Annotated in this window: 17 protein-coding genes; all 17 read left to right on the top strand. The window is 48.2% G+C overall.

Annotated elements, in window-relative coordinates; all coding sequences use genetic code 11:
- Positions 1-139 precede the first annotated feature (139 nt).
- The 17 genes from ACKX2L_RS03040 (at position 140) to tpiA (ending at position 15,461) form a co-directional block, all read left to right on the top strand.
- The gene (locus ACKX2L_RS03040; protein WP_497552577.1) at positions 140-511 is read left to right on the top strand and encodes a diacylglycerol kinase family protein; all 372 of its coding nucleotides are present in this window, start codon (positions 140-142) and stop codon (positions 509-511) included.
- Between the two features lie 39 nt (positions 512-550).
- On the top strand, positions 551-832 hold the full coding sequence (locus ACKX2L_RS03035) for a phasin family protein (protein WP_497552576.1): 282 nt from the start codon (positions 551-553) through the stop codon (positions 830-832).
- Between the two features lie 18 nt (positions 833-850).
- Positions 851-2,548 carry a lipopolysaccharide core heptose(II) kinase RfaY gene (locus tag ACKX2L_RS03030; protein WP_497549978.1) on the top strand — a complete coding sequence of 566 codons (1,698 nt, stop codon included), beginning with the start codon at positions 851-853 and terminating at the stop codon, positions 2,546-2,548.
- On the top strand, positions 2,467-3,405 hold the full coding sequence (locus ACKX2L_RS03025) for a prepilin peptidase (protein ID WP_497552575.1): 939 nt from the start codon (positions 2,467-2,469) through the stop codon (positions 3,403-3,405). Before ACKX2L_RS03030 ends, ACKX2L_RS03025 begins: the two co-directional genes overlap by 82 nt.
- A 116-nt stretch (positions 3,406-3,521) precedes the next feature.
- Positions 3,522-4,502, top strand: a complete 981-nt coding sequence (pilM, locus tag ACKX2L_RS03020; RefSeq protein ID WP_497552574.1) for a pilus assembly protein PilM — start codon at positions 3,522-3,524, stop codon at positions 4,500-4,502.
- A gap of 17 nt (positions 4,503-4,519) precedes the next feature.
- Complete coding sequence (locus ACKX2L_RS03015) at positions 4,520-5,227, top strand: hypothetical protein (protein WP_497549981.1); 708 nt, start codon at positions 4,520-4,522, stop codon at positions 5,225-5,227.
- 12 nt (positions 5,228-5,239) lie between these two features.
- On the top strand, positions 5,240-5,812 hold the full coding sequence (locus tag ACKX2L_RS03010) for a hypothetical protein (RefSeq protein WP_497549982.1): 573 nt from the start codon (positions 5,240-5,242) through the stop codon (positions 5,810-5,812).
- Positions 5,813-5,856: 44 nt separating this feature from the next.
- Complete coding sequence (ispF, locus tag ACKX2L_RS03005; RefSeq protein WP_497552573.1) at positions 5,857-6,399, top strand: 2-C-methyl-D-erythritol 2,4-cyclodiphosphate synthase; 543 nt, start codon at positions 5,857-5,859, stop codon at positions 6,397-6,399.
- Between the two features lie 101 nt (positions 6,400-6,500).
- Positions 6,501-7,907, top strand: coding sequence for a cysteine--tRNA ligase (gene cysS / locus ACKX2L_RS03000; protein ID WP_497550175.1), 1,407 nt, complete (start codon positions 6,501-6,503; stop codon positions 7,905-7,907).
- Positions 7,892-8,323 (top strand): Mini-ribonuclease 3, encoded by a 432-nt coding sequence (locus tag ACKX2L_RS02995; RefSeq protein ID WP_497549984.1) that lies wholly within the window; start codon positions 7,892-7,894, stop codon positions 8,321-8,323. The genes cysS and ACKX2L_RS02995 overlap by 16 nt, the downstream gene beginning before the upstream one ends.
- Entirely contained in the window at positions 8,320-9,069 is a 750-nt protein-coding gene (gene rlmB / locus ACKX2L_RS02990; RefSeq protein ID WP_497549985.1) for a 23S rRNA (guanosine(2251)-2'-O)-methyltransferase RlmB, read from the top strand. Before ACKX2L_RS02995 ends, rlmB begins: the two co-directional genes overlap by 4 nt.
- Complete coding sequence (locus ACKX2L_RS02985) at positions 9,066-9,671, top strand: sigma-70 family RNA polymerase sigma factor (RefSeq protein WP_497549986.1); 606 nt, start codon at positions 9,066-9,068, stop codon at positions 9,669-9,671. The genes rlmB and ACKX2L_RS02985 overlap by 4 nt, the downstream gene beginning before the upstream one ends.
- A 145-nt stretch (positions 9,672-9,816) precedes the next feature.
- Positions 9,817-10,962, top strand: coding sequence for a cysteine desulfurase family protein (locus ACKX2L_RS02980; protein ID WP_497549987.1), 1,146 nt, complete (start codon positions 9,817-9,819; stop codon positions 10,960-10,962).
- A gap of 149 nt (positions 10,963-11,111) precedes the next feature.
- Positions 11,112-12,164 (top strand): tRNA 2-thiouridine(34) synthase MnmA, encoded by a 1,053-nt coding sequence (gene mnmA / locus ACKX2L_RS02975; RefSeq protein WP_497550176.1) that lies wholly within the window; start codon positions 11,112-11,114, stop codon positions 12,162-12,164.
- A gap of 135 nt (positions 12,165-12,299) precedes the next feature.
- Positions 12,300-13,319 carry a type I glyceraldehyde-3-phosphate dehydrogenase gene (gene gap / locus ACKX2L_RS02970; protein ID WP_497549988.1) on the top strand — a complete coding sequence of 340 codons (1,020 nt, stop codon included), beginning with the start codon at positions 12,300-12,302 and terminating at the stop codon, positions 13,317-13,319.
- Between the two features lie 93 nt (positions 13,320-13,412).
- On the top strand, positions 13,413-14,624 hold the full coding sequence (locus tag ACKX2L_RS02965; RefSeq protein WP_497549989.1) for a phosphoglycerate kinase: 1,212 nt from the start codon (positions 13,413-13,415) through the stop codon (positions 14,622-14,624).
- 84 nt (positions 14,625-14,708) lie between these two features.
- Positions 14,709-15,461: a triose-phosphate isomerase gene (gene tpiA, locus ACKX2L_RS02960; RefSeq protein WP_497549990.1), complete on the top strand. Its 753-nt coding sequence runs from the start codon at positions 14,709-14,711 to the stop codon at positions 15,459-15,461.
- The last annotated feature ends 162 nt before the right edge of the window (positions 15,462-15,623 follow it).

Below are 15,623 nucleotides of genomic sequence, written 5' to 3'. Positions count from 1 at the left end.
TCTTTCAGAGATCCGGATTTTTTATGGACCCAGGAAGGAGCATAAAAAAGGTGCTTATATTCATTATGTTCCTGTAAAATCCATAGACGGGAAGGAAAGAAATGGAGTAAAATAGACCTGTCTAGAAAGGAAGGTTTCAGTGAAGAAGGATCCGTTGTATAAGAGTTTCGGCTATGCTTTTCAGGGAATCGGATGCACGATCAAGCGTGAGAGAAATATTAAGATTCACCTCTTTGCTCTGGTCTGTGTGGTGCTTTGCGGGCTATTGGTCCATATTTCTAAGTCCGAATGGCTGATCTGTTTTATACTCTTTGGCTTGGTGATCTCATTGGAACTCGTGAATACAGCGGTTGAAGCTGTGGTGGATCTGGTTACGGAGGAACGAAAGCCTCTGGCTAAGATCGCAAAAGATGCAGCTGCCGGCGCGGTTCTCTTTTCTGCGATCATGGCAGCAATCATCGGCTTCTGGATCTTCATCCCGAGAATCGCTCATTTCTTTCAGAACCTTTAAGATTTAAGATAAGATGGGTTAGAAATAAGGAGGTCTATTATGGCAGATAACAATTTTCTTTCCGATGGCATCAAAAAATTTTTCCTGGCAGGTGTTGGAGCTGTTGCAACAACCGCTGAAAAGAGCCAGGAAATCTTCGACAATCTCGTTCAGAAGGGTGAGCTGACCGTAGAACAGGGCAAGGCTTTGAATCAGGAGCTCCGTCATACCATGGAGCAGAGCAAGGAAAACTTCAAGAATGCCGGTGCAAAACCTTCGGATGCGGCGGAAGCTACGAAGGAAACTTCGAAAGAAGTAAAAGAAGAGAAGACAGAAGACTAAAGACCGGAGGATGATCTTTTGGCAGACGAAACGAATGAGACAATCGAAATAGATACCACATCCACTGCCAAGAAGGATTCCCGGTCCAGGCTGCGGGAGATCACCGATGTCCTCCGCCGCCATCAGGTTGCAAAGGGCGTAACGCCCGAGAAACTGCGATTGATCTTAGAGGATCTGGGCCCCACCTATGTTAAGCTTGGGCAGATCATGTCCCTGCATTCGGACATCCTGCCCAAGGCTTACTGTGATGAACTTTTAAAGTTGAACACAGAGGTCAGGCCCATGCCTTTTTCCATGGTCGAAGAGGTGCTGAATCATTCTTATCGAATGGATTGGAGGGAGATCTTTTCTTCCATTGATCCGAACCCCATCGGCTCTGCCTCCATTGCCCAGGTCCATAAGGCTGTTCTTAAAAGCAATGGATCGGAAGTCATTGTTAAGGTCGAGCGCAAGGGCATCTATGACACCATGGCCCGGGATATCCGTCTCCTCCATCGGGCAGTCAAAATTCTTCCATCCGTTCCTTCGCTTCGGAATATCGTTGATTTGGATATGGTTCTGGATGAAATGTGGACCGTTGCCCAGCAGGAAATGGATTTCCTGAAGGAAGCCTCGAATATGGAGGAGTTCGCCCGACTGAATAAAGACATAAAATATGTCGCAGTTCCCAAATTATATCGTGAATATACGACGGGTCATGTCCTTGTGATGGAATACATCGACGGTCTGTCCATTACGGATGCCGATGCATTGAAGGCCGGGGGCTATGACCTGGATGAGATCGGAAAGAAGTTCGTCAACAGCTTTATCAAGCAGGTCATGGACGACGGTTTCTTCCATGCGGATCCACATCCGGGCAATGTCAAGATCCGGGACGGTAAGATCGTCTGGCTCGACATGGGCATGATGGGTCGGCTGACGGAAAAGGATCGTAAGATTATGGTCCGCGGTGTCGAAGGCATCGCCATGCATGATATTTCCAAAGTAACGGATGCGGTGTTGGACCTCGGTGATTTCTGGGATAAACCCAATCGGGATCAGTTATATGCGGATCTTCGGGATTTTCTCCGGGAATATGAATCTCAGGGCATGGGATCCGTGGATCTGGCGGAAGCCATGGAAAGTCTGATGGATATCATGAAGAATAATCACATCAGCCTTCCACATGGCATGACTATGCTGGCCCGCGGCCTGACGCATGTAGAAGGAGTTCTTTCCGTCATTAGCCCTGACATCAATATGATGAATATCGCTTATACTCGTGTCAGTGAGGATTATTTCAAGAAGATTCGGACCAACTGGAAGGAAGAACTGTCAAGAGATTCCAGGAAATTATACCGGGCCGGCGTCAACAGCATTGAGATCCCGACTCTGGCATCGGAGATCATGCGGGAATATCTGCGCGGGCACAGCCGGGTCAATCTGAATCTGGATACAACAGATCATTTCGTTCAGGTCGTAGACCGGGCTGTAAGAAATCTGGTGATCGGCCTCTGCATTGCAGGGCTTCTGGTCGGATCCTCCATTCTTTGCACCACACAGATGAAGCCCAGGATCTTCGGCATACCTTTCCTTGGCTTCTTTGGCTATTTTATTGCCATTTCAGCGATCGTTTTCTTTGTCGGAAGATTCGAATGGAGAAAATTCCGACGCTGGAGGCGGATGCATCCCAAGAAGAAAAAGAAGAACTTATTGGGAGCAAGCCTGAAGGCGTAAGATTAGAAACGGAAAAAATGGATATCTTACACATCTCGACCTTTATCACAATTTATATCAGTATTCTGACTTTCTTTCTGGGGGCTGTCTTCGGCAGCTTTATCAATTGTGTTGCCTGGCGGATCGCCCATCAGGAGAAGTGGTGGACCGGAAGAAGTCATTGTGCAGTCTGTAACCATCCCTTGCATTTCTTGGACCTGATCCCGGTATTGAGCTGGATCTTCCTTCGGGGAAAGTGTCGTTATTGCAAAGAGAAGATCTCGCCCCGTTATATGCTGACGGAACTCTTCTCAGGAGGAGCCTTCCTTTTCCTCCTTTTTTATTATGGAGATCTGAATCTCTGGCTCTTTCGAAGCCTTGGCTTATTTGTCATTCTGCTCGGCCTGTCCCTGGTAGATCTCGAGATCTATGAGATCCCGGATGGCTTCCTGTGGTTCGGGATCCTCTGGTGGCTTTCTTTTCAGATCCTGAATGCCGTCCGGAAAACGCTTCAGAGTGAGGACGCCCGTTTTTCTTATTTCTTCAACGAATTTCTTGGTTCGTCTTATAAGAATCTTCTGGCCGGATTTACATTTGCTCTGGCTCTCCTTGGTCTGTCACTGATTATGGACCGGGTTCTAAAGAAGGAAAGCCTGGGCGGAGGTGACATCAAGCTCCTTTTTATGACCAATCTCTATCTGGGCTTTGCCAATGGCCTTTTTACTCTGATCCTGGCCTGCCTGATCGGACTTCTTTTTGTCGGCATCCTTCGAAAGTCGAAGATCCCCTTCGGACCTGCCATCAGTCTTGCTACCATGATCGGGCTCCTGATTGGACCCTATGTAATTCGTTGGTATCTTGGTCTATTTCTGCTATAATAAAGAATGATTTGCACGTGATTTGCACTCACAGGGTGTCAAACGAATCGTGAGAGAATAACAGGACAAAGAAATCACGTATTATCATAAATAAGTTTCAAAAGAGTGGAGATGTTATGGCAAAGAGTTTTCTCGGTTTTGAGATCGGATCTTCCCGTTTGAAGATTTCGGAGGTCGTGAATGGCGAATCGGTGCGCTTTCAGGCAATCGACCTCCCCGATAATATGATTCAGGATGGGAGCATTGTGGCCTGGGAGGGCATGGTGGACGTGATTCGGGAATCTGTCCGCCGCTATGGATTCCACAGCAGGAAGGCGGCACTGGTCATTCCGGATGCGGTTTCTTATCTTCGGCGGGTGACTATGCCCCGGATGACAGAAGAGCAGCTCCTTCTGAACCTGCCTTATGAATTCCATGATATGATAAATGGCGATAAATCCGATTATATTTTCGACTATTCCATGATCGATACCCGGCAGGATGAGACGGGGAATGGTGAGATGGATCTCTTCGGAGCAGCCATTTCACGCGAATTGATGAGCCGTTATTCGGATCTGTTCCGCCGGGCCGGTTTGAAATTGGTAAAGGCAGCGCCAAGGGATATGGCCATTATGGCTCTGATGAATCATCTGGATCCGGACTTCCTATCGCACGATACGGCGCTTCTGTCCATAGGCTACAGTGATACAACGCTTGATATCTATCGAAATGGCATTTTCGATACCAAGAATACGATCGATTCCGGCGTTAATGCCCTGATCCGGGCGCTTTCCGAACAGAATAGTATGGATCCCCATCTGGCACAGGAATATATTCGGACGAACACCAATCATGTCCAGGAGGATCCGGCCCTGACAGCGGTCTATGATGATATCGCAGTCAATGTCAGCCGGTCCCTGAATTATTATTCCTTCCAGAACAGGGATAATTCTCTGGAGGAGATCTATTATTTCGGGGGTGGCGGTCACATCGAGCCCTTCATGCGGGCCATTGCGGCAAATGTCAACCTGAAGATGCTTCCCCTTTCGAGTTTTCAGAGATTCTCGGCAGAAGCTCTGATGGACGGACCTGCGACACTTGGCATCTGCCTGGAGTGAAGAAAGGACTTTAAACAATGGCTGATTCAAAAAACCGGCTTCTGCAGAAAGAAATTACTCTGAGGAAGAAAGCAAAATATCCGACCAAGAAGTCGATGAATTTTATCCGAAATGAGGTAGCAGTTCAGAATCGGCATGCGATCGAGGGCTTCCTTGTTTTCCTGGTCCTGCTTGCTGTTTTTGTTCGTTTTGCAGTCCTCCTTCCCATTCAGAAAGTGAATGAGAAACAGGCGGATTATGCCAATAAAGAACAGACTCTGCAAGAATTGAAACAAGAGTCGGCAAATTACAAGGATGTGCAGAAAGCCTATGATGAGAAGATCGGATCCTTTCTTACAGACGATGAGAGACTTTGTCTGGACCGACCGGATCTTTTGAATATGATTGAAGAAGATGTCTTCCCCTCGGTTTCCGTTCAGTCTATTTCTGTCAGTGGAAATCAGATCACTCTGGTGACCGGAACGACGACATTGGATGTTGTAAGCCATGTCTTAGGCATTCTGCAGAAGGATCCCAGGAATTCTTATGCTACTGTTACAACAGCTGCGGCATCCGATCAGGATACTGTTCACGTCATTGCAAATTATACGATCCGTTTTGCCAATGAGGCAGAGGGGACCGGAAAGGAAACAGGCGATGGATCCAAGGATTCATCGACCGATTCTTCCAAGGCAGGTGCATCTGATACGTCATCGAAAACGACCGCATCGAACAGCAATCAGTAAGGAGAAAAAGGTATGAAAAATATTACTCTTTCCAGGCGGACAAAAACTCTCCTGATTATTTTCGCAGTCCTTCTGCTTGCTGTCGTCTACTACGAACTGGTATTCCGCATGTATTCGAATGCCATGAGTGAGTATGATACTTCGGAGCTGGAGACTGAGATTACAACGGAACAGACCAAAGTCATCAAGGAAAAGAAAATGCAGGACTATCTCGAGTCGCATCAGAATGTTTCCTATGGTGCTTTGATGCCTTATAATAATATGCCGGCCGAAGTCCTTGCCATGGGTAATATCTTAAATGGCCAGGCAAGCAATATCAATATTACCTGGAGTGATCCGACTCAGACCGATGATACGGTCCGCCGGGTAGCTGCGGTTTCTTTTGATACGGCTACTTATCAATCGGCACGGAGTCTTGTCAATGCAATTTCAAGTTTCCCGTATCGATGTATTATCTCGGATCTTTCGATCAATGCCGGCGATGGCTCGATCTCTAAGAATTCCGTATCAGTCAGTATGAATGTGACCTGCTTTGAAACAATGACGAATGCAAACAGCAATACCGGCCTGGTACAGGCTCAGTAAGACTGGTTTGCTATTGCCTTAAGAAAGCAGGATAGGAGTTTTTTATGCGAATAGGAACAGGATATGATGTCCACCGTCTGGTAGAGGATCGAAAATTGATTCTCGGCGGCGTGGAGATCCCTTATGAGAAGGGCCTGCTCGGACATTCCGATGCAGATGTCCTCCTGCATGCCTTGATGGATGCCATCTTAGGCGCAGCAGGACTTGGAGATATCGGTCTTCATTTTCCGGATACGGATCCGAAATATGAAGGCGCGGATTCCATTCGGCTTCTCGAAGAAGTTGGCCGGATGGTAAATGACGAAGGCTACATGGTTTCTAATGTCGACTGTACCGTGATCTGTCAGGCACCCAAGCTTCGGCCTTACATTGATACCATGAAGGAAAATATTGCCAATGTGCTTGGTATTTTCCCGGACCAGGTCAATGTCAAGGCAACGACCGAAGAAGGACTGGGCTTTACCGGGGAAGGTCTCGGCATCAGCGCTCAGGCAGTCTGTCTCTTAGAAAGTTTCGAAGAGGCCAGCCGGACGGTTTTTGATAATGGGAGAAGCTGCGGCGGCTGCAGCGGCTGTTCAAAACAGTAATTTCAGCTTTACAAATGATTGTGACTTCAAATAATTACAACTTCAAATAATAGCGACTTCAAATAATTGCGACTGACTTCAACAGAAGGAGACAAGAAATGATTAAGATCTATAATACACTGACCCGCAGCAAGGAGGAATTCAAGCCGATCGTTCCCGGAAAGGTCAGCATGTATGTCTGCGGACCGACCGTTTATAATTTTATCCATATCGGCAATGCCCGTCCCATGATCGTTTTCGATACGGTACGGCGCTATTTCATGTATAAGGGCTATGAAGTCAATTATGTCTCGAATTTCACAGACGTAGATGACAAGATCATTAAGGAAGCCATTGAGGAGGGCACAACAGCGGAAGCAGTTTCGACACATTATATCGAAGAGTGCCGGAAAGACATGGATGGCATGAATATTCTGCCTGCCACCAAGAATCCGCAGGCGACCCAGGAGATCTCCGGTATGATCAGTATGATCCAGAACCTGATCGATAAGGGTTATGCTTATCCTGCAGAAGATGGAACGGTTTATTTCAGAACCCGGAAATTCCAGGGTTATGGCAAGCTTTCTCATAAGAATATAGATGATCTGGAAGCCGGTCACCGGGATATTAAGGTGACGGGAGATCTGAAGGAAGATCCTTTGGATTTCGTTCTCTGGAAGCCAAAAAAAGAGGGGGAGCCTTCCTGGCCCTCTCCCTGGTGTGACGGCCGTCCCGGCTGGCACATCGAGTGCTCTGTTATGAGTAAGCGTTATCTGGGTGAGACGATCGATATCCATGCCGGAGGCGAGGATCTGATCTTCCCCCATCATGAAAATGAGATTGCCCAGTCGGAAGCAGCCAACGGTAAGCCTTTTGCTCATTACTGGATGCACAATGCTTTCTTAAAGATCAATAACGAGAAGATGAGTAAATCGCTTGGCAATTTCTTCACGGTTCGTGAGATCTCTGAGAAGTACGACCTTCAGGTGCTTCGTTTCTTCATGCTGACCACCCAGTACCGGAAAGCTTTAAATTTCAGCGCAGAGCTCATGGAGTCTGCCAAGGCAGGCCTTGCCCGGATCACGACGGCGGCAAGCCTCTTACAGGATCGTCTGGCTCATGCGAGTGAAGATTCCATGACGGATGAAGAGAATCTGAAGCTTAAGACCCTTGATCATTGCCGGCAGAATTTCGAAGATGCCATGGATGACGACTTTAATACGGCAGATGCAATCACAGCGATCTTCGACATCGTAAAATTCATTAATACGGAGACGGATGAGCAATCGACCAAGGCTTATCTCTCGAAGATTCACAGTGTCTTCTACCAGCTTTCCGATGTCTTAGGACTGATCCTCGATAAGAAGGAGGACGATCTGGATTCTGAGATCGAATCTTTGATCCAAGAACGCCAGGAGGCTCGAAAGAACAAGGATTTTGCCAAGGCAGATGAGATCCGTGACAAACTTCTTTCTATGGGCATTCAGCTCAAGGATACCAGGGAGGGCGTCAAGTGGCAGAGGATTTAAATGCTTTGATCCGGAAACGATTCGAGATTCCTTCGAGGGATCTGTCTACATTTTCCCCTCTGACCCTGGCCTTTCTCGGGGACGGCGTCTACGAGATCATTATAAGGACACTGATCGTTGATCAAGGCAATACGTCTCCGTCCAGACTCCACAAGCAGTCGGCCCATATCGTAAAAGCACAATCTCAGGCTCAGGTGATCGACCTCTTGGAAGAGGATCTGACGGAGGAAGAAAAGGATATTGTCCGCCGGGGACGGAATGCCAAGTCCAATACCCATGCCAAGAATGCCTCGGTCATGGATTATCGGAAAGCAACCGCATTTGAAGCTTTACTCGGCTATCTCTATCTGAAAGGAGAGGATGAAAGGATCCTTTCCCTGGTAGAGACAGGCCTTAAGAAAGGAAAATTTATATGAGAGATGACGATTCGGTTATCGAGGGCAGAAATGTCGTGCTGGAAGCCTTCCGCTCCGGCAGAACCATCGATCGGCTTTTTGTTCAGGACGGTCTGACAGACGGCCCGGTTCGGACCATTGTAAGGGAAGCCAAAAAGCAGAAAGTCGTGATAGACTTTGTAAATAAAGATCGTCTCGATGAAATGAGTAAAACCGGCCACCATCAGGGTGTCATCGCCTATACGGCAGCCTACTCTTATTCTACCATTGATGATATGTTTGCTTTGGCAAAGGAGCGGGATGAAGATCCTTTCTTCATCATCCTGGATGAAGTCGAGGATCCCCATAATATTGGTGCCATCATCCGGACTGCTGAAGTTGCCGGTGCACATGGTGTCATCCTTCCTCAGAGAAGGTCCCCGGGACTCACGGCAACGGTAGCAAAGGCTTCGGCCGGCGCCCTGAATTTCCTCCCGGTAGCCAAGGTGACAAATATCAACCAGACCATCGAAGAATTGAAGCAGCGCGGCATGTGGTTCGTCTGCGCAGATATGGGCGGAACGAACATGTATGACTTGAATCTGACCGGCCCCATCGGACTTGTGATCGGAAATGAAGGTTCTGGTGTCGGCAGTCTTGTGAAGAAGAATTGTGACATGGTCGCATCCATCCCCATGAAGGGACAGATCGATTCCTTGAATGCGTCAGTTGCCTGTGCTGTTCTGACTTATGAGATCGTTCGTCAGAGACGAATGAAAATAAAATGATGACTTCGGAAAACGAAAGGGATACCTGGCTTGCAAAAAAAGCCAAGGCAAGGGATGCAAAAGCAGAACGGGAACTTTTCGACAGTTTCCGAGGCCGGATCGCTAACCGCCTTTCCAAATCTCCTTCAGATATTCCCGGGGCGGAACAGCAGGATCTGATTCAGGAAGGTCTGATCGGCCTGCTTCAGGCTGTAAATGACTACGATCCAAAGAAAAATGAGAATTTTACGCCCTTTGCCTGGCTTTGTATTGACCGGCAGATGCAAAATGCCAGAGAAAAATTATTCCGTCGAAAAAATCAGCCTTTGAATTCCTATCTCTCGATCGATGCTTCGACGGGAGAGGGAGGGCGGACTTTGGGAGAGGAACTCGGCGAAGAGACTTCCGACCCCGAACACATGATCCTTCAGTCGGAAGAAATGAAGATCCTTTTGCAGAGAGTGGAAGAGCGGCTGACTCCTTTGGAACGGCAGGTCCTTTATCTCCATCTCGATGGCTACAAGGGAAAGACAATTGCTATGATCCTCGACCGGGATGTCAAATCTGTCGATAACGCCCTGCAGAGAGTGCGAAAGAAACTTCAAGGTTTCCGGAGCAGATAACAATAACGAAGAAGGAACGCTTCGAGTTCCGAAGGAAAGAGACCGACGGAAAGAGACAGAAGGAAAGACAGAGACCGAAGGAAAGACAGAGACCGAAGGAAAGACAGAGACCGAAGGAAATCAGAGATAATAGAAAGGGAAGGACATGATCTACTTGGATAATGCTGCGACAACCAGGCCGAAAGCTGAGGTTGTCCAAGCCATGCTGCCCTATCTCATGGAAGATTACGGGAATCCGTCTTCTGTCTACCAGATGGGGAATGCTGCGAAGGCGGCTGTAAGCCTGGCACGACAAAAGGCGGCAGATCTTCTGCATGTTCCTGCCACTTCGATCTATTTCACGAGCGGGGGCTCGGAGTCCGACAACTGGGTCCTCATGGACTGCTTTCACAGGGCTTTGCTTCAGGGACAGAAGCATCCCCATATCATTACTTCATCCATTGAACATCCGGCTGTTTTAAAGGCCTGTCATTATCTGGAAGAGCTTGGAGCAGAAGTGACCTATCTGTCGGTGGATCCTTATGGGCTTGTCGATCCGAAGGATCTTTTGTCCGCCCTTCGGCCGCAAACTGTGCTGATCAGTATTATGACGGCCAATAATGAGATCGGAACCATAGAGCCGATTCGGGAATTGGGCCGGATCGCAAGAGAACATGGTATTCTCTTCCATAGCGATGCCGTTCAGGCTTTCGGTCAGATCCCTTTGGATCTGAGCCAACTCCCGGTGGATTTTCTCTCAGCAAGCGGACATAAGATCTATGGTCCCAAGGGCATCGGCCTTCTCTATATCCGGGAGGGGATCCCGGTTCGTTCCCTGATCCACGGCGGCGGTCAGGAGCGGAATCGTCGGGCCGGTACCGAGAATGTCCCCGGCATCGTCGGTTTCGGAAAGGCCTGTGAACTGGCAGAGAAGACTCTGACCGAGCGGATGGAAGAGGAGACAAAACTTCGTGACCATCTGACCGATCGTCTGCTTTCAGAGATCCCGGGCTGCCGTTTGAATGGGGATCCAAAGAAGAGACTTCCCAATAATGTAAATGTAATATTCCCGGGAATTCGCGGGGAGTCCATCCTCATTTCCCTGGACATGATGGGAATCGAAGCATCCAGCGGTTCCGCATGCACGGCCGGGTCACTGGATCCTTCCCATGTTCTACTGGCTCTGGGACTTTCTGAAGAAGAAGCCTTAGGGGAACTTCGCCTGACTCTTTCAGATACAACAACGAAAGAAGACATCGATCAATGTGTCGATGCATTGAAGGAAATTGTTCATAGATTAAGAAAATATTGACCATGAAATGCAGTCTTGTTACCTAAGATCAGGGCTTTGAAAGATCAGAGCCATAACGCTATTATCTGATTCGAAACGTAAGGACCGCTAAAGATGTGTCTATATTTGGAGGAAATACTTTGTCAGAACAGAAAACCGTAGTGGTCGGCATGTCCGGAGGCGTGGATTCTTCCGTAGCTGCCTATCTCTTGAAAAAGCAAGGTTATCGTGTCATCGGTGTCACCATGCAGATCTGGCAGACCGAAGAGCAGGCAATCCTGGAGGACCAGGGCGGCTGCTGCGGCCTGTCGGCGGTGGATGATGCCAGACGGGTGGCCAATCATATCGGAATTCCCTATTATGTTATGAATTTTAAAGATGACTTTAAGAAGTATGTCATCGATTATTTTACCAGTGAGTATCTGCACGGCCGGACACCAAATCCCTGCATTGCCTGCAATCGTTATGTCAAATGGGAATCTCTTCTGACACGGGCAGTTGAGATCGGGGCGGATTATATTGCGACCGGGCATTATGCCAGGGTGGTGGAGCTGTCAAACGGGCGTTTTGCGATTAAGAATTCGGTAACTGCGTCCAAGGACCAGACCTATGCCCTTTATAATCTGACTCAGGATCAGTTGAAGCGGACCCTGATGCCGATCGGGTCCTATCACAAGGATGAGGTGAGAAGAATTGCTCTTGATGCAGGTCTTCCGACAGCCCATAAGCATGACAGCCAGGACATCTGCTTTATTCCGGACCATGATTACGCCGGCTATCTGGAAAGAGAAGTGCCGGATCAGATCCCAGGACCGGGTAATTTCGTGACAAAGGATGGAATCGTTCTGGGCCGTCACAAGGGCATCACTCATTATACGGTCGGTCAGAGGAAGGGCCTGAATCTTTCCATGGGCCATCCGGTTTTTGTAACAGAGATCCGGCCCGAGACCAATGAGGTCGTGATCGGAGAGGCAGAAGATGTCTTCTCCCGGGAAGTTTATTTCGACCAGGTCAATTCCATGGAGAATGAGACATTGGACACAAGCATTGCCTACGGGGCCAAGGTCCGTTATGCCCATGCAGTAAGTCCCTGTCATATCGAGGCTCTGGGAGATGGGAAATATAAGGCGATCTTCGAGGAACCGGTTCGGGCGGCGACTCCCGGCCAGGCCATCGTTCTCTATGACGGCGACATTGTTGCCGGAGGCGGAACAATTCTGTAGTTTATGGGCTTTTCAAGCCGCAACGAGGCTTTTTTGAACTTAGCCTTGAATTTAGCCCTTGTATCCGCTACAATAGTAACGGTTTGAGCGTAAAGCTCTAATAGTAATTATTAAAAGTATTAGGAGGAAACTAATATGGCAGTAAGAGTTGCGATTAATGGTTTCGGTCGTATTGGACGTCTTGCATTCCGTCAGATGTTCCAGGCAGAAGGTTTCGATATCGTTGCAATCAACGATCTGACTTCTCCTGAGATGCTGGCTTACCTTCTGAAGTATGATTCTTCTCAGGGACGTTATGCTAAGGCTGACAAAGTAGAGAACACAGATCACTCCATCATTGTTGATGGTCATGAGATCGAGATCTACAAGGAAGCTGATGCTCACAATCTTCCTTGGGGCAAGCTTGACATCGATGTAGTTCTTGAGTGCACCGGTTTCTATACCTCTAAGGCTAAGGCACAGGCTCATATCGATGCCGGCGCTAAGAAGGTCGTTATTTCCGCTCCTGCAGGAAATGATCTTCCTACCATCGTTTACAACACCAACCATGAGACTCTGACAGCTGATGACAATATCATTTCTGCAGCATCCTGCACAACCAACTGCCTGGCTCCTATGGCAAAGGCTCTGAATGAGCTGGCTCCGATCCAGTCCGGTATCATGGTTACCATCCATGCTTACACCGGTGACCAGATGATCCTTGACGGACCTCAGAGAAAGGGTAACTTCCGTCGTAGCCGTGCCGGCGCTGAGAACATCGTTCCCAACACCACCGGTGCTGCAAAGGCAATCGGACTTGTTGTTCCTGAGCTGAACGGCAAGCTGATCGGTTCCGCTCAGCGTGTACCTGTTCCTACAGGTTCTACCACCATCCTGACCGCTGTTGTTAAGGGTGATGTAACTGTTGACCAGATCAACGCTAAGATGAAGGCTTCTACCAACGAGTCCTTCGGTTACAACGAAGACCAGATCGTATCTAAGGATATCGTAGGCATGACCTATGGTTCTCTGTTCGATGCTACTCAGACCATGGTTCTTCCTGTAGGCGATGGCAATACTGAGGTACAGGTTGTTTCCTGGTATGATAACGAGAACTCCTTCACATCCAACATGTGCAGAACCATCAAGTACTTCGCTAAGTTCCTGAACAAGTAATTTAGCTTCTTGATGTAAATGAAGACCTAGAGAGGGTCCGGTCTTTAAAGGACCGGGCCTTTTCTTGTTCCAGAAGTTAATTGGAGGTTTATTATGAAACTCAATAAGAAAACAGTTGATGACATCAACGTAAAGGGCCAGAGAGTCCTTTGCCGCTGCGATTTCAACGTACCGATCATCGATGGCAAGATTACCGATGAGAACCGTCTGGTTGGCGCACTTCCTACCATTAAGAAGCTGATTGCCGATGGCGGTAAGGTCATCCTTTGCTCCCATCTTGGCAAGGTCAAGACCGAAGAGGATAAGAAGACCAAGACTCTTGCTCCTGTAGCAAAGCGTCTGTCTGAGCTTCTTGGCAAGGAAGTTAAGTTTGTTGCTGACCCGGAAGTTGTCGGCGCCAACGTCCGCAAGGCTGTAGAAGAGATGAAGGACGGAGACGTTATTCTTCTTGAGAACACCCGTTTCAGACCGGAAGAGACCAAGAACGGAGATGCTTTCTCCAAGGATCTGGCTTCCATCGCTGATGTATTCGTAAATGACGCTTTCGGTACCGCTCATCGTGCTCACTGCTCCAATGTCGGAGTCACCAAGTATGTTAAGACTTGTGTGATCGGCTATCTGATGGAGAAGGAAGTAAAATTCCTTGGAAATGCAGTTGAGAATCCGGTTCGTCCTTTCGTTGCAATCCTTGGCGGCGCTAAGGTAGCTGACAAGCTGGCTGTTATCGATAACCTGCTCAATAAGTGTGATACCCTGATCATCGGTGGTGGTATGGCTTATACCTTCATCAAGGCAAAGGGCTATGAGATCGGAACTTCTCTTTGCGATGATTCCAAGATCGATTACTGCAAGGAAATGATGGATAAGGCTGCAAAACTTGGTAAGAAGCTGCTTCTTCCGGTTGACTCTGTAACGGTTGCCCAGTTCCCTGATCCGATCAGTGAACCTTGTGAGACTGAAGTTTATGATGTTACGAATCTTCCGAAGGATCGTGAAGCATGTGATATCGGACCGAAGACTCAGGCTCTCTATGCTGAGGCTGTTGCCAATGCCAAGACGGTTGTATGGAACGGACCTATGGGTGTTTCCGAGAACCCGTCCCTTGCAGCAGGAACCATTGCTGTAGCTAAGGCTCTGGCAGATTCTGATGCAACAACCATTATCGGCGGTGGTGACTCCGCAGCTGCAGTCAATAATCTTGGCTTCGGCGACAAGATGACTCACATTTCTACCGGTGGCGGCGCATCTCTGGAATTCCTGGAGGGTAAGGAACTGCCTGGTATCGTAGCAGCAAACGATCGCTGATATTTTTTATTTCAAGGGCTGAAAAGAAATTTCCAGCCCTCTCTATGATTGAAAATACATGAAAAAAACACGAAGGAGATAATCATGGCAAGAAAGAAAATTATTGCCGGTAACTGGAAAATGAATAAGACTCCGTCTGAGGCAAAGGCTCTGGTTGAGCTTCTGGCTCCTCTGGTTCAGAATCCGGATGTCGATGTCGTTTACTGTGTACCTGCCATTGACATTGTTCCTGTTGTAGAGGCAGTAAAGGGAAGCAATGTTAAAGTCGGTGCTGAGAACATGTATGTAGAAGAGAGCGGCGCTTATACCGGCGAGATCGCTCCGGCTATGCTGGTTGATGCAGGCGTTAAATATGTCATCATCGGTCACTCCGAGAGACGCGGCTACTTCAACGAGACCGATGAATTCCTGAACAAGAAGGTTTTAAAGGCTTTCGAGCATGGCCTGACTCCGATCCTCTGCTGCGGCGAGTCTCTTGAGCAGAGAGAAGCAGGTGTGACCCTTGACTGGATCCGCCTTCAGATCAAGTCTGATCTTTTGGGCGTAACAGCAGAACAGGCTGCATCCATGGTCATCGCTTACGAGCCGATCTGGGCAATCGGAACCGGTAAGACTGCAACAGCAGATCAGGCTGAGGAAGTCTGCAAGGCGATCCGTGAGACCATCGCTGAGGTCTATGATACCGATACAGCCGAGAAGATCCGTATCCAGTATGGCGGTTCCATGAATGCAGGAAACTGCAAGGAACTTCTTGCTAAGCCGGACATCGATGGCGGTCTGATCGGTGGTGCATCTCTGAAAGCTGACTTCGGACAGATCGTAAACTACAATAAATAATTTCAGATCTTTCGCGGACTGATCCGGCAGGAGATCTGGCGGGCATCTGTGTCCTCTGGCATCTGTTTCCTCTTAAGAAGAACCTCTTAAGAAGAAACAGATGCCTTCTTTTTTTGTCCATTCAATCATGGTATAATGACGGCGTACTTTGAATTGGAGAAA

Origin of the sequence: Porcibacter vitabionis, from assembly GCF_046263795.1 — a bacterium.
In the GTDB taxonomy this organism is placed as follows: domain Bacteria; phylum Bacillota; class Clostridia; order Lachnospirales; family Lachnospiraceae; genus Lachnocurva.
The sequence above is the reverse complement of the archived record's forward strand: the minus strand, read 5'-3'. Positions and strand labels throughout refer to the sequence as shown.

What these genes read in the sequence shown, in the direction of transcription:
- rlmB (WP_497549985.1), top strand. Translation starts at nt 8,320, where the DNA reads ATGAGAGATGACGATTCGGTTATCGAGGGCAGAAATGTCGTGCTGGAA.
- ACKX2L_RS03015 (WP_497549981.1), top strand. Translation starts at nt 4,520, where the DNA reads ATGGCTGATTCAAAAAACCGGCTTCTGCAGAAAGAAATTACTCTGAGG.
- mnmA (WP_497550176.1), top strand. Translation starts at nt 11,112, where the DNA reads ATGTCCGGAGGCGTGGATTCTTCCGTAGCTGCCTATCTCTTGAAAAAG.
- ACKX2L_RS03035 (WP_497552576.1), top strand. Translation starts at nt 551, where the DNA reads ATGGCAGATAACAATTTTCTTTCCGATGGCATCAAAAAATTTTTCCTG.
- ACKX2L_RS03025 (WP_497552575.1), top strand. Translation starts at nt 2,467, where the DNA reads ATGGAGAAAATTCCGACGCTGGAGGCGGATGCATCCCAAGAAGAAAAA.
- tpiA (WP_497549990.1), top strand. Translation starts at nt 14,709, where the DNA reads ATGGCAAGAAAGAAAATTATTGCCGGTAACTGGAAAATGAATAAGACT.
- gap (WP_497549988.1), top strand. Translation starts at nt 12,300, where the DNA reads ATGGCAGTAAGAGTTGCGATTAATGGTTTCGGTCGTATTGGACGTCTT.
- ispF (WP_497552573.1), top strand. Translation starts at nt 5,857, where the DNA reads ATGCGAATAGGAACAGGATATGATGTCCACCGTCTGGTAGAGGATCGA.
- ACKX2L_RS03010 (WP_497549982.1), top strand. Translation starts at nt 5,240, where the DNA reads ATGAAAAATATTACTCTTTCCAGGCGGACAAAAACTCTCCTGATTATT.
- ACKX2L_RS02980 (WP_497549987.1), top strand. Translation starts at nt 9,817, where the DNA reads ATGATCTACTTGGATAATGCTGCGACAACCAGGCCGAAAGCTGAGGTT.
- ACKX2L_RS02985 (WP_497549986.1), top strand. Translation starts at nt 9,066, where the DNA reads ATGATGACTTCGGAAAACGAAAGGGATACCTGGCTTGCAAAAAAAGCC.
- ACKX2L_RS02965 (WP_497549989.1), top strand. Translation starts at nt 13,413, where the DNA reads ATGAAACTCAATAAGAAAACAGTTGATGACATCAACGTAAAGGGCCAG.
- pilM (WP_497552574.1), top strand. Translation starts at nt 3,522, where the DNA reads ATGGCAAAGAGTTTTCTCGGTTTTGAGATCGGATCTTCCCGTTTGAAG.